General features: G+C 67.4%; 18 protein-coding genes. 14 read left to right on the top strand and 4 right to left on the bottom strand.

Annotation, left to right across the window (positions count from 1 at the left end; all coding sequences use genetic code 11):
- Nucleotides 1-47 precede the first annotated feature (47 nt).
- The 7 genes from AC0VYM_RS24585 to AC0VYM_RS24555 all read left to right on the top strand — a co-directional run bounded on the left by AC0VYM_RS24585 (nucleotide 48) and on the right by AC0VYM_RS24555 (nucleotide 11,828).
- Nucleotides 48-1,031, top strand: coding sequence for a hypothetical protein (locus tag AC0VYM_RS24585; protein ID WP_475455999.1), 984 nt, complete (start codon nucleotides 48-50; stop codon nucleotides 1,029-1,031).
- Nucleotides 1,028-1,699, top strand: a complete 672-nt coding sequence (locus AC0VYM_RS24580) for a hypothetical protein (protein WP_475455997.1) — start codon at nucleotides 1,028-1,030, stop codon at nucleotides 1,697-1,699. Before AC0VYM_RS24585 ends, AC0VYM_RS24580 begins: the two co-directional genes overlap by 4 nt.
- A gap of 51 nt (nucleotides 1,700-1,750) precedes the next feature.
- Complete coding sequence (locus tag AC0VYM_RS24575) at nucleotides 1,751-2,251, top strand: hypothetical protein (RefSeq protein ID WP_475455995.1); 501 nt, start codon at nucleotides 1,751-1,753, stop codon at nucleotides 2,249-2,251.
- 28 nt (nucleotides 2,252-2,279) lie between these two features.
- On the top strand, nucleotides 2,280-3,209 hold the full coding sequence (locus AC0VYM_RS24570; RefSeq protein WP_475455993.1) for an AAA family ATPase: 930 nt from the start codon (nucleotides 2,280-2,282) through the stop codon (nucleotides 3,207-3,209).
- Nucleotides 3,210-3,525: 316 nt separating this feature from the next.
- Nucleotides 3,526-5,310 carry an AAA family ATPase gene (locus tag AC0VYM_RS24565; RefSeq protein WP_475455991.1) on the top strand — a complete coding sequence of 595 codons (1,785 nt, stop codon included), beginning with the start codon at nucleotides 3,526-3,528 and terminating at the stop codon, nucleotides 5,308-5,310.
- Nucleotides 5,311-5,465: 155 nt separating this feature from the next.
- Nucleotides 5,466-7,793 (top strand): hypothetical protein, encoded by a 2,328-nt coding sequence (locus AC0VYM_RS24560; RefSeq protein ID WP_475455989.1) that lies wholly within the window; start codon nucleotides 5,466-5,468, stop codon nucleotides 7,791-7,793.
- A 30-nt stretch (nucleotides 7,794-7,823) separates the two neighbouring features.
- Nucleotides 7,824-11,828 carry a type IV secretory system conjugative DNA transfer family protein gene (locus AC0VYM_RS24555; protein ID WP_475455987.1) on the top strand — a complete coding sequence of 1,335 codons (4,005 nt, stop codon included), beginning with the start codon at nucleotides 7,824-7,826 and terminating at the stop codon, nucleotides 11,826-11,828.
- A 71-nt stretch (nucleotides 11,829-11,899) separates the two neighbouring features.
- Here AC0VYM_RS24555 and AC0VYM_RS24550 read toward each other — a convergent pair whose 3' ends face one another.
- Nucleotides 11,900-12,415: a VOC family protein gene (locus AC0VYM_RS24550; protein ID WP_475455985.1), complete on the bottom strand. Its 516-nt coding sequence runs from the start codon at nucleotides 12,413-12,415 to the stop codon at nucleotides 11,900-11,902.
- A 509-nt stretch (nucleotides 12,416-12,924) separates the two neighbouring features.
- On the opposite strand from AC0VYM_RS24550, the gene AC0VYM_RS24545 reads away from it, so the two are divergent.
- The 4 genes from AC0VYM_RS24545 to AC0VYM_RS24530 are packed head-to-tail and all read left to right on the top strand — an operon-like array spanning nucleotide 12,925 to nucleotide 17,923.
- Nucleotides 12,925-15,267, top strand: coding sequence for a type IV secretion system protein (locus AC0VYM_RS24545; RefSeq protein ID WP_475455983.1), 2,343 nt, complete (start codon nucleotides 12,925-12,927; stop codon nucleotides 15,265-15,267).
- Nucleotides 15,268-15,304: 37 nt separating this feature from the next.
- Nucleotides 15,305-15,973 carry a hypothetical protein gene (locus AC0VYM_RS24540; protein WP_475455981.1) on the top strand — a complete coding sequence of 223 codons (669 nt, stop codon included), beginning with the start codon at nucleotides 15,305-15,307 and terminating at the stop codon, nucleotides 15,971-15,973.
- A gap of 4 nt (nucleotides 15,974-15,977) precedes the next feature.
- Nucleotides 15,978-17,150, top strand: a complete 1,173-nt coding sequence (locus AC0VYM_RS24535) for a C40 family peptidase (RefSeq protein ID WP_475455979.1) — start codon at nucleotides 15,978-15,980, stop codon at nucleotides 17,148-17,150.
- Nucleotides 17,151-17,152: 2 nt separating this feature from the next.
- Nucleotides 17,153-17,923, top strand: a complete 771-nt coding sequence (locus AC0VYM_RS24530) for a hypothetical protein (protein WP_475455977.1) — start codon at nucleotides 17,153-17,155, stop codon at nucleotides 17,921-17,923.
- 50 nt (nucleotides 17,924-17,973) lie between these two features.
- On the opposite strand, the gene AC0VYM_RS24525 is transcribed toward AC0VYM_RS24530, so the two are convergent.
- A complete protein-coding gene (locus tag AC0VYM_RS24525) occupies nucleotides 17,974-18,525 on the bottom strand; it encodes a thymidine kinase (protein ID WP_475455975.1) in 552 nt (183 codons plus the stop codon).
- A gap of 523 nt (nucleotides 18,526-19,048) precedes the next feature.
- Between AC0VYM_RS24525 and AC0VYM_RS24520 the strand changes: the two genes are divergently transcribed.
- Nucleotides 19,049-19,861: an ion transporter gene (locus tag AC0VYM_RS24520; protein WP_475455973.1), complete on the top strand. Its 813-nt coding sequence runs from the start codon at nucleotides 19,049-19,051 to the stop codon at nucleotides 19,859-19,861.
- A gap of 15 nt (nucleotides 19,862-19,876) precedes the next feature.
- Here AC0VYM_RS24520 and helR read toward each other — a convergent pair whose 3' ends face one another.
- Complete coding sequence (gene helR / locus AC0VYM_RS24515) at nucleotides 19,877-22,030, bottom strand: RNA polymerase recycling motor ATPase HelR (RefSeq protein WP_475463206.1); 2,154 nt, start codon at nucleotides 22,028-22,030, stop codon at nucleotides 19,877-19,879.
- A 483-nt stretch (nucleotides 22,031-22,513) separates the two neighbouring features.
- Between helR and AC0VYM_RS24510 the strand changes: the two genes are divergently transcribed.
- Both AC0VYM_RS24510 and AC0VYM_RS24505 read left to right on the top strand, forming a co-directional pair.
- Nucleotides 22,514-22,828 carry a hypothetical protein gene (locus tag AC0VYM_RS24510; RefSeq protein ID WP_352388647.1) on the top strand — a complete coding sequence of 105 codons (315 nt, stop codon included), beginning with the start codon at nucleotides 22,514-22,516 and terminating at the stop codon, nucleotides 22,826-22,828.
- Nucleotides 22,829-22,888: 60 nt separating this feature from the next.
- On the top strand, nucleotides 22,889-23,188 hold the full coding sequence (locus AC0VYM_RS24505; RefSeq protein ID WP_475455971.1) for a putative quinol monooxygenase: 300 nt from the start codon (nucleotides 22,889-22,891) through the stop codon (nucleotides 23,186-23,188).
- Between the two features lie 6 nt (nucleotides 23,189-23,194).
- Here the strand turns inward: AC0VYM_RS24505 and AC0VYM_RS24500 are convergent, their stop codons facing one another.
- The gene (locus tag AC0VYM_RS24500; protein WP_475455969.1) at nucleotides 23,195-25,552 is read right to left on the bottom strand and encodes a tetratricopeptide repeat protein; all 2,358 of its coding nucleotides are present in this window, start codon (nucleotides 25,550-25,552) and stop codon (nucleotides 23,195-23,197) included.
- Between the last annotated feature and the right edge of the window lie 127 nt (nucleotides 25,553-25,679).

The following is a 25,679-nucleotide window of genomic DNA, read 5'->3' as shown; positions in this document are numbered from 1 at the left end:
TTTGCGAGGAAGTATGACCTTGTGCTCGCCTAAGGGGGGAGGTCAACGTGGCAGACGATGAACTCGGGTCCGAAATGCCCTCGACCCCACCGTCGTTCTCCGGGAACTCGACCGGTGATCCGAACCGAGGGCCGGGTGACACCTCCGTCACCGGGCGGGACAAGTCCGCTTCCAGGCGCGCAGGGGGCGGATGGAAGACCCTGCTGTTGCGCGTCGCGTACTGGTCAGGCACCGCACTGGGGATCCTGGGCGGGCTGGTACTGCTGGTCGTCGCGGCCGCGATCAACTCCCATCACCAGAGCCAGCTGACGGATCAGGCCCAGGACGGGTTCGACGCCCAGCGGAACATCAGCGTCGCCGAACAGGGGCTGGAGGACCTCCCCAGCGAGGAGGAGGCCGGGCGCTGGCTGAGGCAGGCCACCAGCGTGGGCGAGACCGTGGCCGAGGTGCAGAACACCTACCTGGAGCAGGCCGGACCGCTCTCCCTGGACGGGCTGCCCGAGAGGACTCCCGGGCTGGGCGAACGGGACGAGTGCGTCACCTATCTCGACGAAAGGCCCACGTCCCCGCGCGAGTACACCAACGAGGAGCTCACCACCTGTGCCCAGGCGTTGCGTGAGTCGGAGATCGGCGGGCTCGACCGGCACCTGACCCCGCACTTCGCCGCGCACGTGCGCGATGACGACGGTCTCAACGCGGTGAGCCAGTGGCACTCCGAGGTCGCGGCCCTGGACGAGCTGGAGGAAGGGGCCTTCGCGGCCGACTACACCTGGTCCTCTCATGAGGCGAAGGTCTTCGAACGGGACGGGAGTATCCCGATGGTCTGGACGCTGGCCCACGAGGAGACCGGCCAGATGGTCGCCTGGATGCACGGGACCTACGACCCGGTGGTCAAGAAGTTCGATCGGATGGTGCTGGGAACGGTCGCCGTCGGTACCGACGAGGAGGACGCCGACACCAAGGGTCCCGACGCGGACGCCGGTGAGGACATGACCGACGGTGAGGACGAGGGCGGGGGTGACCAGGGATGAGTCTGGCCGAGATCGAAGCCTACGAGCGTGAGCGCGAGCTCCGCCGGAAGAGGATCCGTCTCATCCTCTCCTGGACGCCCCTGGCCGTGGCCGTGCTCCTGCTGGTGGTCGGCGGGTTGACCGTGTGGTCCGCCTCCTCCGGGCACGACGAGGACCGGGCCCAGGTCGCGACGCTGGTGGAGGAACTCCAGGAGGAGGACGCGCAGGCCCAGGCCGAGTTCCGCGCCGGCTGGGTCGAGGCGCTGGAGAGCTCCTCCTCCGTGCGCGTCGAACGTGTGGAGGCCGACAGCGAGTGGATGCACGAGCTGTTGCTGGAGGTCGTGGAAGCGGAGGGCGGTGCCTCGGTCGAGCCGAGGGTGCCCGTCGAGGAGGAGTCCCTGCTTCCGGCCCAGGAGCTGGCCGACGACGGGGTGCCCGGCCTGGGCCCGGAGGCGAAGGCCAGCCTGGGGGAGTTCTCCCCGGTCGTGGTCGAGAGCAGGAGGGCCGACTACTCCTACTTCGCCTACGTGGAGGTCTTCGACGCCGACGACGTTCCGGAGGACGGAAACGACGAGGAGGACCCGGTACCCGCCGTCGCGACGCTGTCAGTGGCCTGGACGACCGACTACGCGGGTATGGTGACCCACTTCGACGTCCAGTGGACCGACGAAGCCCCCCAACACTCCTGATCCGACCTCACTTCCCATCCCACCACGCCGCCTCTGCCAGGAGAACCACCCATGAGTCCCGCTCCATCGTCGGCCAGGAAGAAGACGAAGTCCAAGGCGGCCGCACCGGCCAAGCGAGAGAAGAGGCAACCGGACGGGAAGGACTCCGTGCCCGGAGGTACCGAAGCCGATCAGGCAGGGGGCAACAGCACGGGACGACCGCCGCTGGGTACGCGCGTCCGTGCTCGTCTGGGAGAGTCCGGCGCCAGCTCGCTGCTGGTGTTCGCACAGGTCGGGCTGATGCTCGGCGCCGCCGCCATCGTCTACGTGGCGGCGATGTTCGCCGCGGTGACCGTGGTCCCGAACGTCTTCCTCATGGTGTCGGCCGGGAGCGGGATCGGCCCGGCCTCGCCCCTGGAGATGCAGGTGACGTACTGGCTGACGCCTGCCCTGTTCCTCAACGGTCTGATCTTCGTCCTGGTGGTGGTCGGGGCGCGGTGGCTCTGGCGTGCCCAACGTCGACTGGGTGAGAAGGCCCGGCGGTCTCTGCTGGGAGAGGAAGCCGGTCGGTGACCCCCCGTACCAAGGAAAGGCGATCCGCGTGAAAATCGCACCACTGAAGCTCACGGACCCGTGGCTCCACCGTCTGGCCCGAGACAGCGAGGCCGACACGGAGACGCTGAGCGCCGTGCCCTGTGAGATCTCCGTGCGCATGGAGACGGTGGCGGTCCTCCACCACGGCATCGACCAGAACCACCGGCCCTACCTGCACCTGAGCGGTCAGATCGTCCAGGTTCAGCCCGACGTCGCTCTGCCCTACGGCATCACCGCGCTGCCGTTCCGCTCCGGGTCGGAGCCGACCTTCGACGCCTTCTACGAGTTCGACACCGAACAACTGCTCGAACTCGTCCGCAAGGGTTACTTCGGCTCCCGGTTCCAGGTTCCGGAGTCGATGACCGGACTGGTGTGGGAGCTGCCGGCCGAGGTCGACTTCCTCCTGGTGGCACCGGAGCGCATGCAGCAGCCGCCGCTGGCTTTCGTGGGCGTGCGCAACCAGAGCAGCACCGAGTTCAACGAGGGAAACAGCGGATACACCCTGGCTGAGTACTTCCCTGACTACTCGATGGAGGATTCGGAACCGGTGCTGGACGACCGCCAGCCTGCGGTGTCCCAGCGCTCGGATCAGATCGAGGACCTGTTCGCCGACGAGGAGTTCGACGCGGTCCACCGCGGCCACGCCTCTCCCCGTGCGTCCGCGTCGGTCGGGAGCGCGACGGAACAGGTGCCCAAGGGTGTGTTCGACCGCGTGCTGGAGGGGGTGGAGGTCGAGCGCCGTGCCGCGGAGACCACCATGAGGCCCGGGGTGGACTACGTCGAGGACACCCCCGAGGGGTTGTTGCGGTCAAGGATCCAGCCGGGTGTGGCGGCGGCGCTGTCGAACTCGGCACGGAAGGCCGGGCCCGACGGGCGCGGCTCCGAGCCCGTGAACGAAGGAAGTACCGACGCCGGGGACTTCCTCGACCTGGACTAGGGCGAAAGCCGGGAGGCAGGCGGTCCGTGCGCACGAAGTGCTCGGGTTCGGCCCGACCTCCTCGGAAAGTCGGCGCCCGACGCGGTGAACACGATCGCGAAGTCACGCTTTCTCCCCTCGGCTTTCGTGCATGGCGGGGCCGCCTTCCGCCCGTTTGGAAGGCGGTCCTTGGCTTCAATTTCGGACGTCATCAAACAAGACTTCCGGTTGGTCCTGCTTGAAGGCCTGCATGCTAGAATCATGACGATTTATGAGCATGAATTGAGTGGCATCGAGACAAAGTCGTAACCTTCTCGCCCGCTGAAGGTGGTGTTGGTTGTTCACCCGGTCCGACGGTTCCTTCGCTGAAGGGCTCAACGAGCTCTATCCGAAGCTGGCCAAGTTCAGTGACCCCCTCAAGCCCGCCGAACGTGAGATCGTCGGTCGCGAACACGAGATCTCCCAGCTCATGGCCGCGATGTCGCGCCCTGAATTGTGCAACGCGCTTTTGCTGGCTCCCCCCGGATCGGGAAAGACCGCCCTGGTCCAGGCGGCCATGTCCGCGGACACCAAGCGTCTTTACCTGGAAGTCGACCTAGCCCGGATGATCGCCGGTCTGAGCACCCCCGACGAAATGGCGGCGCTGCTCAAGGGCCTGTTCGACGAGGCCGAGCTGTTCAGTACCGAAGAGCAGGTCGAGCTCGTACTGTTCATCGACGAGTTCCACCAGGTGGTGCAGCTCAGCGCCGCCTCGGTCGAGGCGCTCAAACCGGTGTTGGCGGCCTCCGGCGCCCGCGGTATCCGGGTCATCGCGGCCACGACGTTCGACGAGTTCCACAAGTACGTGGCGCCGAACCAGCCGCTCATGGAACGCCTCCAACGCATCAACGTGAGCCCGCCCGACCAGGGCACCACCGTCAAGATCCTCAAGGGGATGGCGCGGCGGTACGGGGTGGAGAACCAGTTCTACGACGACCACCTCTTCGAGCTGATCTACGAGTACACCAACCGGTACGTGCCGGCCTCGACCCAGCCGCGCAAGTCGATCCTGGTGCTCGACTCGATGGTGGGCTGGCACCGCCACACCGGACGCCCGATGGACCGCGTCCTGCTGGCCGACGTCCTGAAGGAGTCGACCAACGTCAACGTGGCCTTCAACGTCGACGCGGTCCGGATCAAGCAGCAGTTGGACAGCGCGGTGTTCTCCCAGGACTTCGCCACCAGCGTGGTCGCCAAGAGACTGCAACTGTGCGTGGCCGACCTGAACGACAAGACCAAACCGATGTCCTCGTTCCTGCTCACCGGTTCCACCGGTACGGGAAAGACCGAGCTCACGAAGCAGTTGGCGAAGCTGCTGTTCGGTGACGACCAGCGCCACCTCATCCGTTTCGACATGTCCGAGTTCGCGCGCGAGGAGTCGCTGGACCTGTTCCGCTCGGAACTGACCAAACGCGTGTGGGACATGGGGCACGCGGTCCTGCTCTTCGACGAGATCGAGAAGGCCGCCTCCGCGATCACCCGTGTGCTGCTCCAGGTGCTCGACGACGGCCGCCTCTCGAACGACAACGGTCGCCAGGTGTCCTTCCTCAACACCTACATCGTGCTCACCACCAACGCGGGCTCGGAGATCTACGAGACCATCGCCCAGTACAACGAGGACGACACCGGTTCGGGCAAGGAACTGGTGGAGAAGATGAAGGAGATCCGGCGCTCCATCGCCACCACCCAGGGCGACAACAAGTTCCCGCCGGAACTGTTGGGTCGAATCGACGCGATCGTGCCCTTCCAGCCGCTCTCGCGCGAGACCCAGCGCAAGATCGTCAAGAACAAGCTTCGCCAGATGCGCCGCGAGATCATGGTCAAGCACGGTGTCCGGGTCGAGATCGCGGAGCGGGTGCTCCAGTACCTGATCGACGACCACGCCGACACCGACTCCAACGCGGGCGGTGCGCGCGCGGCGATCGCGAAGATGACCGACGAGGTCACCGTCTCCCTCGCGGCCTTCATCAACGCCCACCCCGGAGAACGCGTCCTGCGGGTGGATGTCCGTGGAGTGATGCGCAGCGAGAACAAGGGGCTGCGCAAGAGCGATTCCTATGTCGAGGTGACCGCGGCCCGATAGGAAAACACAACACGGTGGCCAGGGGATTCCGCGTTGGATCCCTGGGGCGGAAAAAGTGGTTGTGCGGGACGGTGGAATACCTCCTGAATGGAAACACCGGATGACCGACGAAGCCGATTCGGCAGATCGTCACACGAACGGGAGAGGATGTGCCGATGGGATTCATGGACAACATGCGGCAGCAGGGGACGGACAACGGCACGTCCTCTGAGGGTGCGGAGGCCGTCGAAGCCCCGCCGAGCGGTGACGGAAAGAAGCGTCGCAAGCGGAGGAAGCCCGAGGAGATGCTGGCGAGCGTGGTGCGGGAGAGCACCGTCAACGCCGCAGTGGACCTGCTTCGGCAGAACGAACGTTTCGCCCTGCCCGGCAACGGCTCCTGGGTGGCCCTGGCCCTGCCGGTGGCCAACATCGGCGGGCTGAGCAAGAAGCAGCAGAGGGACGAGACCAAGGGCTCGCTCATCGAGCTCATCAACCACGACCTCATCCAGACCATCACCACGAGGTCCCTCCTTGACGAGGAGATCCTCGGCATCATCCCCACCAGGCAGAGCCTGGAGCGTATGGAGGAGTACTCGCTGCTCACCAACGCCACCTACTACTGGATGGTGCTGAGCCCGAGCCATGACGGCCAGGAGTTCGTGGTCAACCCCCTCAATGACAAGCCGGTCACCTACGCCGACGCGGTTTCCGTCGCTCACGGCAGCCGCAGCATGTCCGAGTACCTGCCGCACGTCTGGGCCTGGACCCAGGCCATCGACACCCCTCCGGCCCCCACCTCCTCCACCGGCCCCACGGCCTCCATGAATTCCGGGAACGGTCCCGTGGTCCACCAACCCGAGCCGCCCACCGCGTACGCGCCCCCGCAGCCCCCGCCCACCTCGGCCCCCGCCGGAGGCGGCGGTTTCGGCGGACCCGCCCCCACGGATCCCAGCCCCTTCCCCCGAGCACTGCCCCCGGAGACCGAGGCGAACACCGCACACACCGCACCCGGCGACGACCTCCACCGCGACGGTGAGGGTCCGCTGATGTTCGAGGCGGAGTCCGACGACGTCCTCGACGAGGGAACCGGTGGGAACCAGGTACTGGACCCCGAGGACGACCTGCTCGACGACGAACTGGCCGAGCTCGAGGACTACCTGGAGGACGGGGAGGCGACCGAGGAGGACGGGGACACCGCCACCTGGGAGGAGTACACCGAACAGCACCAGGACCGGGAGTTCACCGAGGACGAGGTGCGGGAGACCATCGCACGCCGTTTCCTCTCCGGAGACCTGGACCTCTCCGTCGCCCTGGACGAGTTCGAGGCCACCTTCGACGCCAAGGCTCCGGCGGTACTCCTGGAACTGGACGACCAGTCCACCGGAAAGCCCACCGACTGGCTCGGGGAACAGGTCCACCAGCTGGCCAGGCAGGGCAACGCCGAACTGGCCAAACTCCACCGCAAGCACCGCGGAGAACTCCGCAAGCTCTTCGTCGAGATGATGAGTCTGCACGCGGAGTCGGTCATGCGCGAGGTGGACGAGGAGCGCGAGGGGTCGGTCTACCAGAGGCTCGCGGCCGCCTCCGAACAGGAGTACCGGGAGCTCAAGACCAGGGCTCCCGAGGAGATCAGCAACCAGCGCACCGAGATCACCCGACGCTATGAGGAGGACGCCGACAGCCGGGCGGAGCTCGCCGCCGCCCAGGCCAGGCAGGTCTTCTGGGACCGCTTCCGTCCGGAGTTCGAGCGCAGGATCGCGGACGTGGCCCTCGAAATCGAGCACCGCAACGAGGAACGCCACGTCCACCAGCGACAGCTGGTGCTGGAGATGCGCCGCAAGGACGCGCACACACGGATGCAGCTGGGCGTCACGCGCGCCTTCGAGCTGCTGTCCGAGCGTGAGGCCGCCCAACGGGAAGCCGAGGCGGAACTGCTCACCCGGTGGAACACCAGGCTCACGCGCTACATCGACGACAACCGCAAGCAGGACATCGCCCGCGCCGAGGCGCTCGCCGCGCAGCTGCAGCTGGACAACAGCATCGAGAAGATCCAGGCCCTGAACGCCCAGCGCACGGCCGAGCTCAAGGCCGAGCACGAGGCGCAGACCCGCAGGCTCAACAGTGAACTCAGTGCGGTGACCGCGGAACTGGAGCGCACCCGCGAGCACGCCGAGGCGCGGATGCGCGAACGCGAACTCGAGTGGCAGCACAAGGCCGAGACCAACAACCAGATGTACTCCGGTCTGGCGGAGCGGACCCGCGGTCTCACCGACACCATGCACCAGGAGTACGCCAACCAGCTGATGGCGGTGAACCGCGCCAACCAGGCCAGCATCGAGGAACTGGACCGCGCCAACCAGGTCCAGCGGCGCGCGAACAAGATCCTCTTCGTGCTCATGGCCGTCTTCGCCCTGGCGGCCATAGGCGTGGGCATCATCGTCGGCTGGTGGATCAGCTACAACACGCTCAGCAGCGCGATGGTCCTCCCGGTCTGGTTCGACTAGAAAACCGCTCGCATCAAGGAAAGGCGCACCATGGCCAGGAGGAGCTCTAGCCCCAAAGCGGGTGCCTGGGACAAACTCTCCTCTCGCAAGACCGAGGACACGCTCGCCAACCGCAACGTCTACGAATCCCAGCAACTCGACCGCACCAGGATCGAACGGGGGCGGACCCGCACCACACGCACCGTCCTCGCCGTCGTGGCGGGTGTCCTCGTGGCCGGGCTGGTGTGGTCCGTGTGGTCGTTCGGACAGCAGACGGTGACCACCGTGGCGGCCTCGTTCAGCGAGCCCACGGTCCCCGCCTTCACCGAACGCGAGCGGGTCTCGCCCACGCGGTTCTGCTTCAGGGTCCTGGACGAGACCGGCGCCCCGATGGCCGACCAGCCGTGCTACGACACCGAGGCCGAGGCCCTGGAGGAGACACCCCAGTGGGTGCTCGACGACATGGACGCCCAGCAGGCGGAGCTCGACGCTGCTCGCGCGGGCCAACCCGACTCCTTCGCGGGCTGGTTGCTCCACCCGACCGGTGCCAAGACGGGCGTCAGCCTCGGCGGGGGACTGGTCACGTTCGCCCTGGCCTTCATGCTGCTCATGCGCAACAGGGACTCCCAGAACCTGCTGCACGACACCAGCGACATCAACCAGTACCACGGTGACCAGCACATCGCCCTGCCACAGGAGATCGTGCGCAAGTTCGACTGGTTCCCCGACGCCGGCGCGCACTCGGCCGTGCAGCCCAACTCGATGATCAGCCACGTCATGATGACCAACAAGGGCCTCAAACAGGTCCCGGTCGCCCAACGCGCCACGGAGGACGTCCTCGACTCCGACGGGGACATCGAGTACCTCAAGGGCGAGATCCTCCGCGATGACGAGGACCGGGCGATCACCAAGAAGAAGCCGCTCATCGACGAGAGGTTCGGCGACGACCTGTTCGAGGCCTCGGGCCTGCCGAAGGACAAGTCGCTCCGTAAGCGGTTCGACACCACAGGGGTCCCCTACAACCCCGACGGCAAGGACCGGGAGAAGCTCGGGAAGTACAAGACCGTCGCGGACATGATCAACGACGACTGGACCTTCCCCGAGTACGAGGTGCAGCGCCCCGCCGGCGCCTACATCGTGGACACCGCCCCGGTCAACACCATGGTGCTGGCCATCACCCGGGCCGGTAAGGGCCAGACCTACATCGAGCCGATGGTCGACATGTGGTTGCGGGAGAAGCGCCCCAACAACATGGTCATCAACGACCCCAAGGGCGAGCTGCTGGTCAAGCACTACGTGCGGGCCACCATGCGCGGCTTCCAGGTGGTGCAGTTCAACCTCATCAACGCCATGAAGACGGACATCTACAATCCGCTCGGCATGGCGGCGGAGGCCGCCCGTGAGGGCGACTCCACCAAGTGCGCGATGTACATCGAGAACATCGCCGACGTCTTCTTCCCGCTCGACGGCGGCGAGGACCCGGTGTGGCCCAACGCCGCCAACAACGCCTTCAAGCGCGCCGCCTACGGCCTCATCGACTACTACCTGGAGGAGGAGCGCGAGCTCCGCGACTACGCCGCCCGGGTGAACATGGACCCCAAGGTCCTGGAGACCAAGCTCGACGAGCGGTGGGGCAAGGTCACGCTGTACAACTGCTACCAGCTGTTCGTGCAGCTCTCGGCCAAGAAGGTGAAGAACCCGGTCACCGCGGTCGAGGAGAAGGCGCAGAACGGCGAGTACGGCAGCCCGGACGACGGCACGTTCCGCGAGGAGGAGGCCGTCTCCGAGATGGAGGAGGCCCAGCGCCGCGAGTTCCTGTGGGAGGGCAAGGAGGAGCTGGACATGCTCACCCTGTTCTTCAACGCCACCAACGGGCTCCCGCCCAACTCGATGCGCACCCTGGTCGGCAACGCCGACAACGCCCTGCGGGCCATGGGCGCGGCCGAGAAGATGCTCGCGTCCGTGTACGGAATCGCGATCACCGCGATGAGCTTCTTCACCGACCCCACCATCTCCACGCTCACCTCGGGCACCCCCAGCCAGAACACGGACCTGGGCGGGCTGAGCTTCCCCCGGCGGATGGGCGTGCGGTTCGCGACCAACTACCTCAAGCGCGACCACCTGATCGGTGCCCAGGCGAGGTGGGACGCCTTCGCGGACGCCGGGTTCACGGAGTCGCTGGGTCAGGAATTCGAGCACGACGACATCGTCTCCCGTGAGGGCTGGGCCCGCTTCTACTTCAGGGGCAAGTTCGCCAACGACGTCGCCTACGTTCGCCTCCGTCTGCTGAACCCGCAGAGCGGCATGCTGATCCGTACCTTCTACTTCCGGTACACGAAGGACTACCAGACCTCGCTCAACGGCCGGTTCTTCATCACCGACCCGGTGACCGACAAGAAGATCGTGCGCAACGGCATCCTGCTGGAGCTGAAGAAGGGCGGCGACGGCAGGTTCGTGCCGGAGCACACCACGTATCCGCAGATGCGGCTGACCAACATCACCGGGGACCTGCCCGAGAAGGAGATGGGCCAGGCCAACGCCATCATCAACACGATGGTGCGCTACTCGGAGCAGCCCAAGGCGGTCTTCCTGGTGACCCCGCCGCACCTGATGAAGTACGCCAAGCTGATCCTGATCCTGATCAAGCAGCTCGTCGACCTCAACTTCGACAAGTCGTACATGACGAAGGAGAACCAGAAGCCGCTGTACAAGACCCGGTTCATGCTCGACGAGCTGGGCAACCTCCAGTCCGAGGGGCACGGCATCTCCGGCTTCGAGACGATGCTGTCCATCGGTCTGGGTCAGGACCAGCAGTTCACGCTCATCCTCCAGACCCTCCAGCAGCTGCGCGAGGTCTACGGCGAGAGCGTGGACAAGATCGTGCAGGGCAACACCTCCAACATCGTCTTCCTCAAGAGCACCGACGACTCGATGCTCGAGACACTGGAGAAGATGTCGGGCAAGCGCCACACCACCTACATGGACTCCAAGACCGTGACCCAGGACAAGGGGCACCTGGTCAAGTCGATGAGCGTGGAGGGCAAGGTCTCCTACACCATGGCGACCAAGGAGGAGCCGGTCATCTCCTACAACGACCTGGCCTTCATCTCCGAGCGCAACTCGATCGTTTTCCGTGCGGGCGACTCACCGGTGTGGAACCGCAACGAGATGATCCTGCCGATGAGCTGGCGGCTCTTCAAGGACACGATCGTGCACCCCGGTCACGACTACACGCTCCAGACCATCCCCACGCTGTCGAGCGCGGTGGACTTCGACGTGCGGATGAACCAGCCCGACTTCGAGGCGATGCTGGCCAAACGCATGCAGCAGGCCGAACTGGCCGTGACGTGCCGTGAGAAGTACCAGAGGGCACACGGACTGTCCGCGGTGGACGTCGCCCGGTTGGACCCCGACACCTACGCCAACGAGGTCATGGAACTGGTGGACGCCGCCCGCGGCGAGGAGTACGCCGAGGAGCGGGGCATGGGTGCGTCCGAGGAGGTCAACCCGGAGGACCTCCAGGACGACTTTGACCTGGACGACATGGACTGGGAGTTCGACGAGGCCCTTCAACAGCTCGTCGACGTCCAGCAGTCGCGGATGGACGACTTCCGGACGATGCGTTACGCGGGCAGGCTGGTCAGCCGCGACATGCTGGTCAACTTCTCCTCCGACCCGGAGCGCCCGCACGCGGGGGCCCTGGACGGGACGCTGGACGGCCAGATCGTCGAGGCCTACAAGTTGGCGCGGACCGCGATGGAACAGGACGGCGCCCACTTCTCGGTGGGTCCAGACGGCGCCCTGCGCAGCGCTGACGGCTCTCGGGTCTATATCTCCCAGCGGGACGAGTCGGAGGCGATGCGGCGGCTCCAGAGCGCGAATGAGAGCGGCCGCGAGCGGGTGTACACCGAGGACCCCCAACAGCTGGCCGACCTGCACGGGTTCCAGGTGCACGGGGCGTTCTACGAGTTCCTCGCGGAGCGGGACGACTGGACGGAGCTGGGCCGCGGTGAGTTCGACAGGGCGATGGCCCGGGTGATGCGCGAACAGGAGTAGGCGCTCGGAGACGGTGAGCGAAGGAGGGGCGTGCGGCCGACCGGCCGCACGCCCCTCGTCGTGGTCCTTAGTCAGGCTTCGGAGGTGTCGGGTCCCTTGATCCCCGACTCACGGAGGAACCGGGCCTCCGCGCTCTGGGGATCGTAGGGACGGGCCGCGGTCATGATCACCCGGGTGTTCTCCGGAGTGGTGACCTCGACCTCGACCGAGCCCCAGGGCATCTGTCGCGGACCGGCTGTCGACCCGGGCCGCTGCTCCTCGCAGGCCGCCACGATTCCGTCGATCTGGTTCAGTACGCAGGAGAAGCTCACGCTCGTGGCGGAAGCCCGCTCCGGGCGCTCACCCGGCACGAGCAGGACGTCCTGGAACGCCCAGCGCCGGAGATGGACGATCTGGCCGGGGACCGAGTAGAGGTCGAAGAACCCGAGGCCGTTGATCCAGAACTCCATGGACGCCTCCAGATCGTCGGTGGGTACGGTCGCGAACATCGGCATGCCGTAGATACCCCAGAAGAGTTCCGGAGGCGCGGTGTCGGGGCCGGGCTGGGGGACGGGGCTGACGCTGAACGCGTGGAAGATTTCGCTCATGGGGCTCATCGTGGAGCCTCACGCCGCGTGAGGGTCAAGCCGATGCGAGGCCCTCCGTTTCGGTCCTTCTCCAATAGGGGCTGTGGGTTCTGCGGAAGGCCGGGTCGGTACCGGGTCTCAGTCCGCTTGGTTGCCGTATGTCCACTTTTGACGGCGAAAGGTTCTGTGACGCCCCTCATACTCCACATCTGGTGAGCAAATTGTGGCCTTGAGGTTTTTGGGTGTTACGGCCCGCCTTGGAAGCCCGTTACCTGCGTAAACGAGGAGAACGCGCCCCTTTGGTCACGTGTCTCCGGCCTGTTCCGGGGCACAGACCGAAAAACCGGTCGCGTTGCAGCCACCTCCCAACCCGGTGATGGCGCACCATAGAGGATGGGGTAAAGACATGCGGGGGCCTTGTGGTCGCGCGCGGTCGCCCGCCTGACGGTGCGGCGGTGCGTGTGCGGTCGGGAGGCCCTGGTGTCTGCCAACGATTTTCCCGCACGAACCACGACGCAGGAGCTCAGCAGATGAGGCATCAGCACGTCCACCGGCGGGGTTGGCGACGCATCCTGATGACGTTCCTGATGCTGTGCGGACTCATCCTCATCCCATTGAGCTCCGCACAGGCGAACCCCATGTGCCCGGGCAACCCGGCGCCGCTCCCGGAGTCCGCTGGCAGTGGTTCGGACGGCCTCCTGGTTCCGCCGCAGTCGCAGTCGGCGGCCCGGAACTCATCCGACGGGATGCCTCCAGACGCCAGCATGTATGGACAGTACGGAACCGCCGGGCAGCAGTGGCACATGATCACGGAGTCCTGTGTCGACAAGATGGCGTTGGGTGCCCAAGCGACTCTGGCAAATTCTGCCTGGGATCTTTCGAAGACGATCAATCAGTCAACCATCACCGTCTACCAAGCTGCGAGTTCGGACGGCCTCCTCTCAAGTTTCTCGGAAGCGGTTGAGAGTGTAGTCATCACGCTACGGGAAGGTATTTGGCGACCTCTGATTCCGACCATTGTCATTCTGGGTGCGATCTGGCTGGGATGGTATGGCCTGATCCGCAGGAGGATGACGCTCACCATCGAATCTTCGGTGTGGATGGTCGCCGCGACAGCGCTCGGAATGTGGATTCTCATCAATCCGGCTCAGGTGATGGGCCTGGGGAGCACGTTGGTGAACTCCGGGACTCAGTTGGTGACCAGTACCGTCGGCCAGGTGCCCTACGGGGGAGGTTCGGGCACGTGTCCGGCTGGGGCGGCTGCGCCCGAGAAGGCTGAGTGGGAGTCCGAGGCGGACTTCCAGGTACGGCGCAACGCGGACATGATGTGGTCGAGTCTGGTGTGTCAGCCGTGGGTCGCGGGGCAGTTCGGCAACGATGAGACTGGGCAGAGCGTCGCCCGAAGGCACGCTGAAGAACTGATCGCCGCTCAAGGAATCAGCAGGATCGAGCAGCAGCAGATTGTCGACGGAGAGGTTGACGCGAATGAACTGATAGCTGCTAAGCAGGACTCATACGGAGACATCTCTTCGAGGGTTGAGGAATCATTCCCGAGCGTCTACCCACTGTTCTCTGGTGAGGATCAGAGCAGCCGTCTCGGCGTGGCAACTCTCGCCCTCTTCGCCTCGGTCTTTGCTGGGGGGTTGATCCTTGCGGGTTCTGTGGCGCTTATCGTGCTGAAGATCGGGTTCATGTTGCTCTTCATGCTCGCCCCGGTGTTCCTCCTCATCGGGATCCATCCCGGCTACGGACGCATGGTTCTGCTTCGCTGGGTTGAGCTGATGGTGGGTTTCCTGCTCAAACAGATCTTCGTGGTCCTGCTCATCTCACTGCTGGTCATGAGCTACGGGATCGTGATGTCGACCAGTCTTGGGTGGGGGTTGCAGATGATCCTGCTCGCCCTGTTCACTCTGGCGCTCTTCATCTACCGGAAGACGTTCGCCTACCTCTTCGCCTCGGTGAACGCGAACACCTTCACCTCGCGCATCGTGACCGACGCCGCTCGCAGCCAGGCGCTGGACAAGAGCGCGATGGTGCTTCCTCCGGTCGCCTACCTCAAGACACAGAACTGGGGCCGTCGCCGGGGCGGCATGATCGCGGGTGCGGCGGCAGGTGTTCCTGCTGGGGGCGGCACGGCTCCGGGGGCCACCGAAACCCCGGAGGAGGTCCCCGAGGGCGGCAGCACCCGTGCCGAGGGCGCTCGTGTCCGTGGAGTCGGCGGCTACGGGCGGGTCCGGGGCAACGACAACGCTCCGCCGCTCAACGTCAGTCGGAGTGGTGGGGCTGGTGCTCCGCGCCCGACCACCGGTTCCCGCAACGGTGATCAGGCCCCGAGTCTCTCCGGGAGTGGTGGTGCGGGCGGAGCCGGCAGCGGCGGAGCGATCCCGCCCCGGCCCGCTGGCGGCTACACCGGAACGGGCGACAGTGGATGGGCCGCCGTCTTCGGCACCGGTGGCGGAGGCGGTGGTGCGAACCGCAACGGCGGAGGCGGCTCCGACTCCCGCTCCGGTGGGGGCGTGTTCGGGGGCGGAACGAGCCACTCCCGCGCGGCGAGCGCGGATCGCCCCGAGCCCAGCACCGGGCGGGGAATCTTCAACGGGCGTGAGGACACTCCGGCACAGGGCAACCTCGGCGGCCGGAGTTCGCGTTGGGGCGGCCCGAAGGAGAAGCGCGAGCGCCCCGCCCCACAGCGGCCAGCCCTTCCGGCCCCCGCAGATCGCGGCAGGCGGGGCGACGGTGAGGGCGGCTGGCTGACCGGTTCCGGCAAGAGCAAGGACAACGCCCCCATCACCCCGTTCTGGGGGGAAGGCGGCGCGGCCAACACCCGGGATCGTAAGCGTGACGTCCCCTTCTGGCTGAACGACGACCAGTGACCCGGTCACAGAGCAGACGACAAGGCAACCGACCACCATGCCCAACCCTCTCCCCGAACGCACCCAGCGACTGGTCGTCATCGGCCTGATCGCCGCCCTGGCCGGATTCGGGATCTACTTCAGCCTCGGCGGGTTCGGGGACGACCAGGCGGAGGATCCCGGTGGTCCACCCCGTGATCCCGGTTCGGCCCAGGGGGAGGCTCCCTCCTCCAACCCGGGTTCCCTGGCCACCGTCCCGCCCAGCCCGATCCCGACCACCGCCGCCGAGGACCTGGACGTCCTCGGCTGGTTCCCCTTCTCCGAGGAGGAGTTTCAGGCGGCGGGAGCGACCGCACAGGCCTTCGCTGAGGCCTACGGGACTATCGACTACTCGCGGGACCCCGAGGCCTACTACGCCTCGATGGAGGCCCTGGCGACCGACGAGTACGCGGAGGTGCTCTCCGACGCGAACCGGGTCGGTGCCTTCTGGGCGGAGATGAGCGAGGCCGAGGCGGTCGCGGAGGGGCGCGCGGAGGTCCAGGAGATCCGGACCTTCGGCACGGACTCGATCACCTTCGTGGTCACCGCGCAGTCCATCACCGAGACGGGTGCCTCCGAGTTCGACGAGGACCTCGGAGACTTCGCCGTCACCCTCGTCCGCGACGGCGGAACCTGGGCGGTCTTCGACTTCCAACCTGCCGACGCAGGACAGTTCGGGGAGGAGTGAACGCTTGATCTCCGCTCTTCGTACCGCGGCCCCCAACGAACGAACGGGTTCCTGCCTGACCAGAGTCGCCGTCCTGGCGGCCGTCGGTGTGGCCGGTCTGGTCTTCCTGACCCTCATGGTGATCCCGGCGCTCACCACCAGCACCCAGGTGGGTTCCTGGCTGGCCTCCGGAGTGGTGTGCGCGCCCAACGCCGACGCCGACCAACCGGACAGCAGCGCCTACGCGATGGACACCATCCCGGAGAACTACCTGGAGCTGTACAAGGAGGCGGGGGAGGACCGGGGGATCCCGTGGAACATCCTGGCGGGGATCGGTCAGGTGGAGTCCCATCACGGGCGCTGGGAGGGCCCGGGGATCACCGAGGGCCACAACGACTGGGGCGCCTCCGGTCCCATGCAGTTCGGATCGCTGGACGGGTCCGCGGCCGGGAACAGCTGGGGCGGTGAGCCGATCCAGCCGGTCGACGAGCGACCGGAGCTGGGTTATGGGGTGGACGGCAACGACGACGGCATCGTCAACGTCTACGACCCGGCCGACGCCATCCCGGCGGCCGCCGACTACCTCCTGGCGCACGGCCTCGAGGACGACGTCCGGCAGGCGATCTTCGGCTACAACCGCGCCTGGTGGTACGTGGACGACGTGTTGGAGTGGGCGGAGCGGTACGCCGACGGCGACTTCAACACCTCCAACTCCATCCGGACCGCGGTGCTCTGCGAGTTGGACGAGGACGGAGTGCCGATCGGTCAGGCGCCGGACGACCTGACCCAGGCGGTCGTGGACTGGGCCCTCGACCAGCGTGGCAAGCCCTATATCTGGGGCGGGACCGGGCCGGACGGATACGACTGTTCCGGCCTGACGATGAAGGCCTACGAAAGCATCGGGGTGACGGTTCCACGGGTTTCCCAGGACCAGTGGAAGTTCGGCCCGGAGGTTCCTCAGGGTGAGGAACAACCGGGTGACCTGGTCTTCTTTGATGTGACCCGCGCCGGAGAACCGCCGGGACCCGGTCATATGGCAATGGTGATCGGGGACGGCCTGATGGTCGAGGCCTGGTGCACCAACTGTGGACCGATCGCGGTGCGCGAGTACGATGACCCCAATCGTGCGGACATCGTGGGGTTCACCCGTCCGCTTGAGCACCCCGAAGTGAAGGCTCAGCTGGAGGCGCAGGCGTAACCGTGGCGGACACCGAGGAAAAGGACGCGAAGCGCGGCAAACCAGCGAAGAAGGGCCTGCACGGTTGGAAGGCGGCCCTCACGGTTTTCGGCTGCGGAACGTTCGCCGCCTTCGGTGTCTTCGGGGCCATTGTCGGTGTGCTGGGACTCTTCGTCAGTACGCTCTCGTCAGGAGCCGGATCTGCCGCTTCGGGCGGAAGCCCGCCCGTGGAGCAAACCGGGAATCCGATCATTCGTTTGGAACCAGGTGAGCTCAATCTTTGTGAGCAGGATGTTCAGTATTCCCACGGGCAGTTCGAACCAGGATTCGTGAGTGAGAACTTCGTAGACCCTGCGCTTGACGGGAACGAAGAAGACAGGGTCGTCTCGGACCATTGCGTATGGGAGATCTACCCTGCTGGCGATGACATAGCCGAACCATGGAAATTTTCATACTCCTACGAAGCTGTGGTGAGTAATTCTGGAGAAGAATCACAGGAAGAGGTTGCCTCGAGTCGATACGATGAACTTGTGAATGGCTATGCGGATGATGTCGATAATCTGAAGGAATCAGCTGAAGGTGGACTGAGTGAAAGGTCCTACTTTCACTACGGAACCAGTGGCTCCGGAGACTACGTATACTTCCTGGTCGGACAGACTAGAAGTACCGTCTACACGATCCACTTCGAAGCTCCGGAAGGAAATGGCGAAGTTGAATCTACGTGGTTCAACAATGAAGCCAGGGCCGTGGCCGTCAAGGTGGAGCCCGCGCTGAAGGTCCTCGTGCCCGAGTGACTGTAGTGAAGGCGAAGAGTCGTTGATGCCGGTGGGGTACGACCTGACCCCTACGCCACGCCTGCCATGAAGTGGTGGCGGCACAGGGTCGTGTACGACTCGTTGCCGCCGATGTGGACCTGCTCGCCCTCGTAGATCATGACCCCGTCGACCACGCGGGCGTTGTGCGTGGCGCGGTTCCCGCACCAGCAGCGGGCGTAGACCGGCAGGATCTCTATCTTGTCCGCGAGCTCGACCAGTCTCTTCGACCCCGGGAACAGCGCGCCCTGGAAGTCGGTCAGGATCCCGTAGCAGTACACGTCGATGCCCATGCCGTCCACGACGCCCGCCAGCTGTCCCACCTGCTTGAACGACAGGAACTGGGCCTCGTCGCAGATGACGTAGGAGGCCTTGCGGTCAGCGACGTCGTCGTACAGGTCCAGGGAGTCTCCGACCTCGACCGCCGGTGAGGTCAGGCCCAGCCGCGAGGAGATGATCCCCGAGCCCGCGCGGTCCTGTTTCGTGTACAGGACGCCCTCGCCCCCGCGGGAGTGGTGCTCCTGGAGGGCCATGGTGCTCTTGCCCGAGTTCATCGAACCGGTGAAGTACTTCAGCTCCGCCATGTCTCTTCCTCGGTCGCGGGCGCTGCTTGGGGGAGGCCCGACTGCCGTCGAGGCCAGCAGCGAAGATATCAGCGGGGAGTGGGGCCCGGTCACACCCGTCGGCACCCTCCTCTTCCGGGGCCGCGCGGCGGGGCGAGGGTTCGCGGGCGGTTGCGGGGGTTGGGCGCACCGAGATGGTGTCGGTCCGAAACCGGGTGGGGTCGGCGTGTGGGAAGTCGCACGCGCGGGTGACCTCCTGCGGTTATGGGTTCGTGACGTACCGGGGGGTAGGGGAGCGTAGCGTCCTGGGGTGCGTGGTTCTCCCGTGGTGCCACCGGCTGGTCGCCGTTGGCGCTCCCGGGCCTCCGAGGGTGGGTTGGGAGCGGTTCCGCGTAAAGGATGACGCGCTCGGTGTCGTCCGAAACGGCTTCGATATATTTGTGCGCGCCTTGTCCTCATTCAAGGTGCGGGCGTGAGGGGGAAAGTGACGTTGCGGCGGGATCAGGTCACCCAGATCGTGGAAAGCCGTTGGTTCTCCAACACCATGCTTGCCGTGATTCTGGCCAATGCCGTCATATTGGGCTGGGCGACCTATGGCGGTTCCGCCCTTCCGTATCTGGAAGCCGTCGAGCGGTTCGTGATCGGTCTGTTCGTCGTCGAGATGATCCTCAAGCTGTACGCCTGGCGCGGGGGTTTCTGGCGGGACGGCTGGAACTGGTTCGACTTCGGGGTGGTCGTGGTCTCGCTGATCCCGGCGAGCGGGCCCTTCGCGGTGCTGCGCATCCTCCGTGTCCTGCGGGTGCTGCGTGCGATCACCGCGGTCCCGCAGATGCGACAGATCATCGGGGCCCTCTTCAAGGCGGTGCCCGGCATGGGCACAGTGATCGGCCTGCTGCTCATCGTGGTCTACACGTCCGCGATCCTCGCGCAGCAGATGTTCGGTGAGAGCGTCCCGGAGTTCTTCGGTGACCTCGGCACCTCCCTGTACACGATGTTCCTCCTCATGACCACGGAGAACTGGCCGGACGTCTCGGACGAGGTTCTGGCGCACCACCCGTACGGCTGGATCTTCTTCGTCGTCTACATCGTGCTCACCGCGTTCATCATCCTGAACCTGGTGATCGGTGTGATCGTCACGTCGATGGAGCAGGAGTACGGCAAGGGTCGCTGGGAGGAGGACCAGGAGCTCGAACTGATCCAGCACAACGCGGTCATGGAGCGGCTGGTGGAGCTGAGCGAACAGGTCCAACGGCTGGAGGGCAGGCTCCCGGCCGAGGGCGCCGCCGAGGCCTCCGTCGTGGGCGGTGAGGCCCGCGAGGCGGAGACCGGAGAGGGCGGGACGAGGGCCCGGGAGTGACGGGCCCCCGAACCCTCAGGGGCTGCGCAGGATGACCAGCCGCTGGGTCGCGCGGGTCATCGCGACGTAGCGGTCGACCGCGCCCTCCACTCCTTCTCCGAAGCGCTCCGGGTCGACGAGGACGACCAGGTCGAACTCGAGGCCCTTGACGAGGTCCGGGGTGAGGGAGCGGACGCGGGGCGTGGCCCGGAACGCCGGATGGCCGATCACACAGGCGGTCCCCTCCGCGTTCTCGGCGATCCAGGGGTCGATGACCTCCCGCAGGTCCGACAACGGTCCGTGCCGCACGGGGATCCCGCTGGCCCGGACGGAGGTCGGCACGTTGGCGTCCGGCAGCTCGGCGCGGATCACCGGCTCGGCCTCCGCCATGACCTCCTCCGGGGTGCGGTAGTTGACGCTGAGGGAGGCGAGGGTGACCCGGTCGAAGCCCACCCGCTCCAGCCGTTCCCGCCAGGGCTCGGTGAACCCGTGCCGGGCCTGGGCGCGGTCACCGACGACGGTGAAGCTGCGGGACGGGCAGCGGAGCAGCAGCATCCGCCACTGGGCGTCGGTCAGCTCCTGGGCCTCGTCGACCACGATGTGCGCGAACGGTCCGGCGAGCAGGTCGGGGTCGGCGGCGGGCAGTCCGCCCCCGTCGACGAGGGTGTCCTGGAGGTCGCGGTGGTGCAGCATCGTCACCAGGCCCTCGCCGTCGTCGTCGGCCTCCAGCAGGTTGTCGATCACGGACGACCGGCGCTCGTGCTCGGCGGCGACGGAGGCCTCGCGGCGGCGTCGGCGTTCGGAGGCCTTCGGATCGCCCAGTCGCTGGCGGGCGGCGTCGAGGAAGGGCAGGTCGGACACGGTCCAGGCCTCGGGGTCCTCGCGCTGGAGCCGTCGGATCTGGTCGGCCTCCAGCCACGGTGCGCACAGCCGCAGGTAGGCGGGGACGGTCCACAGGTCCCCGACGAGGTCGGTGGGTTCCAGCAGGGGCCAGGCCCGGTGCAGGGTGGTGAGCAGTTCCGCGTCCCGGAGCAGCGTCGCCCTGAGCGTCTGCGGGGTGACGTCCTCGTCGGCCCGGTCGGCCAGCTGGTCGGACAGGATCTCCACCAGCTCGTCGAGGATGGGCTCGCGGGCCTCGTTGTGCGCGGTGCCCGAGTCCACCGACCCGAACGCCTCGGCCCAGTCGGCGGCGCTCAGCCGGAGGTCGCACCAGGGGGTCGAGACCGTCGTCCCCGTCTTCGGCGGTCGCTCGTAGAACCGGACGGCCGGTTCGATCGCGTCCACCAGGTGCGCGGACTCCTTCAGGCGCGCGGCCTCGGGGTCGGCTTCGGTCCTCGTGGTGCCGCCCTCGGGGACCAGGTCGCGCACCGTGCAGGTCTGGACGCCCTCCTCACCGAGGCTGGGCAGGACGTCCGCGACGTAGGCCAGGTACGGCTGGTGGGGGCCGACGAACAGCACCCCGCCCCGGCGGTGGCCCAGGCGCGAGTCCGAGTAGAGCAGGTGCGCGGTGCGGTGCAGGGCCACCACGGTCTTGCCGGTGCCCGGGCCGCCGTCCACGACGAGGGCGCCGCCGGATCCGGCGCGGACGATGGCGTCCTGGTCGGCCTGGATGGTGCTGAGTACGTCGCGCATCCGGTCCGAGCGGTTGGCGCCCAGGCTGGCGATGAAGGCTGACTGGTCGTCGAGCGCGGCGTGGCCCTCGAAGCCGTCCTCGGTGAAGACCTCGTCCCAGTAGTCGCTGACGCGGCCGAGGTTCCAGCGGTACCGGCGGCGGCTGGCCAGGCCCATGGGGTTGGCGTGGGTGGCCGCGAAGAAGGGTTCGGCCGCGGGGGAGCGCCAGTCGATCAGGAGGCGCCGACCCTCGAGGTCGGTGAGGCCGAGTCGGCCGACGTACACCGGTTCGAGGTCGTCGGCGCCGACCATGCGGCCCAGGCACAGGTCGGAGCCGAAGCGGCGCAGCGTGCGCAGGCGGGCCGACAGCCGGTGCACCTCCATGTCGCGGTCCAGGACCTCGCGCACCTTGCCCGTGGGTGCCCTGCGGCGCTCGTCCAGCCGGGCGGAGAGGTCGCTGATCGACTGTTCGAGGGTGTCCCGGACGGCGGCGAGGTGCCGTTCGTCGTCGGACACCAGGGCCGGGTCGGCCTTGGGAGAGTCCGAAAGCTCGAAGACGCTTCTGGCCTGCTGTTTCACAACGTCCCCCGTGTCGTTGGTTCTGCTCACGGTGGACCATTCTGCGGGGCGAGGGGGGTCTTGCGGCAAGCCCCGGGGTGAGCTATAAGTTAAGAGTGGCGGGGAGTGTCCTGAGACCCCCGCACCCCACCGACCTCCGCCGGGTGCACGGCGTGGCAGGTCGGATCCCTCCTTTCGAAGGTCTCCTCCGGCGTGCCGCGCGGCCCTGACGGGCGGCCCCAGCTCCGGACCGCCCACCCGGACCGAACCCGAAAACGGGCTCACCGAGCGCTCTCGGACAGAGACCGGTGTCGGCGTTCGTTGGTCTGTCCGTTTGCGGGGGGAACATCCTCTGTCGCGTCGTGTGTCTGTTTGGTGCCGAGAATGTTCTGGGTCGGCCTCGATCTTGGGTTTTCTCTGTTCTCCGGGCCGAAAGCGTTGTAGGAACGACGGGAAAGCCCAGCGAACGCTGCGTGCCCCCAGCTGAGGAGAGAGCGGACATCGATGGACGTTGAGCCCGAACACGACGGTCGGACCCCCAGACAGCGGGACCGGGACCGCAAGTACCGGGAGCACGTCGCCAGAGTCCAGCGCCGGGACCGGCTCGACAGCTGTGTCACCGACGTGCGACTGATCTACCAGGCCCTGCGGCACCGGGCCGAGCGCGGTTCCCCGGAGTGGAGCGAGTTCGACCGGCTCTGGCGCTACCACGGAGAGGTCGAGAAGACCGTCTCCCAGTTCACCGCCGCCGAGCAGGACCAGATCCTGGACGAGTACCCGAGGCTCGCCGCCCACCTCCGCGCCGAGTACCGGCTCTGAGCCCGACGGGTGCCGTGTCGTCCTCGGAACCGGGGGCCGCGCGTCGGTAGTCTGCCGACCATGACCTTCGCGAACGTCGGCATCCTGGAGACCGCCCCGGGCAGGCGGGACGAGGTCGTGGCCGTCCTGACCCGGCACAACCCCGAACTCGGGGCGGCCGGATGCCTCTCGTACGAGGTGGGCGTCGACGACGCGGCACCCGACACCGTGTTCGTCACCGAACTCTGGGAGTCGCAGGACGCGCACCGGGCCTCCCTGGAACTGCCCGGGGTCCGGGCCTCCATCGTCGAGGCACGGCCCCTGCTCGCCGGGATGGACGGGCGGCGCTTCACCGTGGTCGGCTCTCCCCTGCGGTCCTGATCAGGGTCAGATCCAGGACTGGTTGAGCGCCTGGGGGCCGGTGGGTTCGTCGTTGGGGTCCACTTCGTGGTTGCCTCCGTTTCCGTTGGTCCCGTCCTCGCGCGCGCCGCTGTCGTCGGGGTCGCGGTCGCTCGGTCGGCGCTGCGCCCGGGCCCGGCGTTCGCGCCGCAGCCGTTCCAGCTGACGCAGGCTGGACAGGGTGTCGGGGTGTTCGTGGCCCTGCACGCGGCGGCGGTCCGCCACCAGCTCCTCCAGGGCGCCGACCGCTCCCTCCGTGTCGTGCGCGCGCGCCTGCCAGCAGGCCAGGTTGTGCCTGCTGGTCAGGGTGCCCGGGTGGTCCTCGCCCAGCACCTCCTCCTGGACCGCGACCAGCTCGCGGAGTTCTTCCACCGCGCCCTCGGGGTCTCCGGCGACACCGCGCCAGTGGGCGAGGTTGTGCAGGGTGCTGAGCGTGTTGGGGTGGTCGGGCCCGAGGTGCTCGCGCTGGTCCGCGAGGAGTGCTCGGGAGGCCTGGACCGCCGTGACCAGGTCGCCGGACTCGGCCTGGCACACCGCGAGGTTGCCCCGTGTGCTCAGGGTCTCCACCCGGTCGGCACCCACCACGCGGTCCAGGTCCTCGAGGAGCCGCCGGTAGCGGGTGATCGCCCCCGCGGTGTCGCCCGCCTGCGCGCGGAGGTAGGCCAGCCCGTGCCGGGTGCGCAGCGTGTCCAGGTGGTCGGGGCCCAGCACCCGGAGCTGGCGTTCGTGGAGGTCCTCGAAGGCGCGTTGCGCCTGCGACAGGTCCGCGGCGGCCCCCGTCCAGTACGCGAGGGGGTCCGTGATGACGGGCGCCCCGCCCTGGCCGCCGTGCCGGAAGAAGTGCCCCGTGTGCTCGGCGGGGTGGGCCCCGGGTTCGAGGGTGTGCGCGACCGCCTCGGTCAGCACCTCCCAGTACGTCACGGCCCACTCCACCTGCCGGGACGTGTCGAGGCCGCTCCCGGCGCGGAAGAGCACCGGGTGGATGCCCTCCTCCCACAGCCAGCTCCACACCCGGACCCGGCCCGTGGTGCGTTCGCGCAGCACGGCGGTGTTCGAGCGCAGGCGGCGGCCCAGGGCGGAGTCGCGCGCGGTGTCCGGCCACACGTCCACCAGCCCGTCGGCGATGGCCCGGACCGCCTCCCGGGTGGGCCGGGTGCGGGTGTGTTCGAGGGTGGCGCGCTGGGTGAGGAGGTGGGCGACGATCACCAGCGGGGTGTCCCGGACCACCAGGTTGAGGCGTTCCAGCGAGGCCAGCGCGAGACGGACCTCGTGGCGGGTCAGGGTGCGCGCGGGGAAGGTGCGCCGCCCCAGGTAGGTGCGGATGGGACGGGAGACGGCGACCTGTTCGGGCGTGGCGGCGGAGTCGAGGAGGGCGATCAGCCCCATGAGGGGACGGGCCACCCCCTCGGGTCGGTGGGCGTCGGCGCGTTCCAGGGCCAGTTCCCAGGTGACGGCGACCGGCGAGTCGGTGTCCCAGTGGGGGAAGGACGTGCGGCGCTCGGCGGCACGCCGGTGGAAGAGGGCCAGGTAGGCGGCGGGGGAGAGCTGGAGGTCGGCCATGTACGCGGTCGCCTGCGCGAGGGCCAGGGGCAGGTGGTCGAGGGCGGTGGCGAGCGGGCGCAGGTCGTCGCCGGTGTGCGCGATCCCGGCCTCCACGAGTGAGGCCCGGAGGTAGCCGTGCGCCTCGGCGTCGGAGAACCCGCGGACGATGTGCGGGAGGGGGCCGTGGGGGGAGGGATCGTGGCGGGTGGTGACGATCATCCGGCCGTGGGCGCGTTCCGCGGGCGGCCACAGGTCCTCGACCTCGGTCGGGTCGGTGAGGTCGTCCCACACCACCAGCCAGCGGCGTTCCTCGCCGTCCACGGGTTCGTGCAGCCAGGAGAGGAACTGTCCGGCGGCGAGCTCGGGGTCGTCGGGGACGCGCGCGAAGAGCTGCCGCGCGGCCTGGGCGTAGGCGAACACGACCCCGTCCCGCGTGGCGGCGTCCGCCCACAGCAGGACCTCGGGGCGCTGGGACGGCACGGGGTGGCGGCTGAGGGACCGGACGTGGTGGGCGGCGAGCTGGGTCTTGCCGACCCCGCTCGCCCCGGCCAGCACCTGGTGCGGGGCGGGGGACCCGAACCCGCCCAGGATCGCGTCCAGGGTGTCGGAGAGGGCACGCCGACGGAGGTGTTCCGCGGGTTCGGGTACCAACCCCACGCTGATCGGCCAGTTCACCGGGTTTCGGCCGGTGTGGAAGTCAGTTCCGGGGGCCGGAGTTCCCGTGGGGACGGGGAGTTCGGGGCGCGCGCCGAGGTGGTGGTCCTCGGCGTTCGCGCCGTTGCCGTGTTCGTGGCCAGAGCTCAACAGCCACACCCTTCCCGGGGTCCGAGGGAGTCGCGCGCCCAGCGTGCTTACGTGTCGTATGCCCCGATCGTGACTCGGGAACCCCGGGGGCAAAGGGGTTTCGGTCGATCCAGTTCCCATCACGGAG

The organism is Nocardiopsis sp. iso_237, from assembly GCF_056173345.1.
The sequence above is the reverse complement of the archived record's forward strand: the minus strand, read 5'-3'. Positions and strand labels throughout refer to the sequence as shown.

Excerpts from the sequence above, each read along its gene's own strand:
- AC0VYM_RS24545 (WP_475455983.1), top strand. The coding sequence starts at position 12,925 with ATGAGGCATCAGCACGTCCACCGGCGGGGTTGGCGACGCATCCTGATG.
- AC0VYM_RS24520 (WP_475455973.1), top strand. The coding sequence starts at position 19,049 with ATGCTTGCCGTGATTCTGGCCAATGCCGTCATATTGGGCTGGGCGACC.
- AC0VYM_RS24540 (WP_475455981.1), top strand. The coding sequence starts at position 15,305 with ATGCCCAACCCTCTCCCCGAACGCACCCAGCGACTGGTCGTCATCGGC.
- AC0VYM_RS24580 (WP_475455997.1), top strand. The coding sequence starts at position 1,028 with ATGAGTCTGGCCGAGATCGAAGCCTACGAGCGTGAGCGCGAGCTCCGC.
- AC0VYM_RS24555 (WP_475455987.1), top strand. The coding sequence starts at position 7,824 with ATGGCCAGGAGGAGCTCTAGCCCCAAAGCGGGTGCCTGGGACAAACTC.
- AC0VYM_RS24575 (WP_475455995.1), top strand. The coding sequence starts at position 1,751 with ATGAGTCCCGCTCCATCGTCGGCCAGGAAGAAGACGAAGTCCAAGGCG.
- AC0VYM_RS24525 (WP_475455975.1), bottom strand. The coding sequence starts at position 18,525 with ATGGCGGAGCTGAAGTACTTCACCGGTTCGATGAACTCGGGCAAGAGC.
- AC0VYM_RS24560 (WP_475455989.1), top strand. The coding sequence starts at position 5,466 with ATGGGATTCATGGACAACATGCGGCAGCAGGGGACGGACAACGGCACG.
- AC0VYM_RS24510 (WP_352388647.1), top strand. The coding sequence starts at position 22,514 with ATGGACGTTGAGCCCGAACACGACGGTCGGACCCCCAGACAGCGGGAC.
- AC0VYM_RS24550 (WP_475455985.1), bottom strand. The coding sequence starts at position 12,415 with ATGAGCGAAATCTTCCACGCGTTCAGCGTCAGCCCCGTCCCCCAGCCC.
- AC0VYM_RS24505 (WP_475455971.1), top strand. The coding sequence starts at position 22,889 with ATGACCTTCGCGAACGTCGGCATCCTGGAGACCGCCCCGGGCAGGCGG.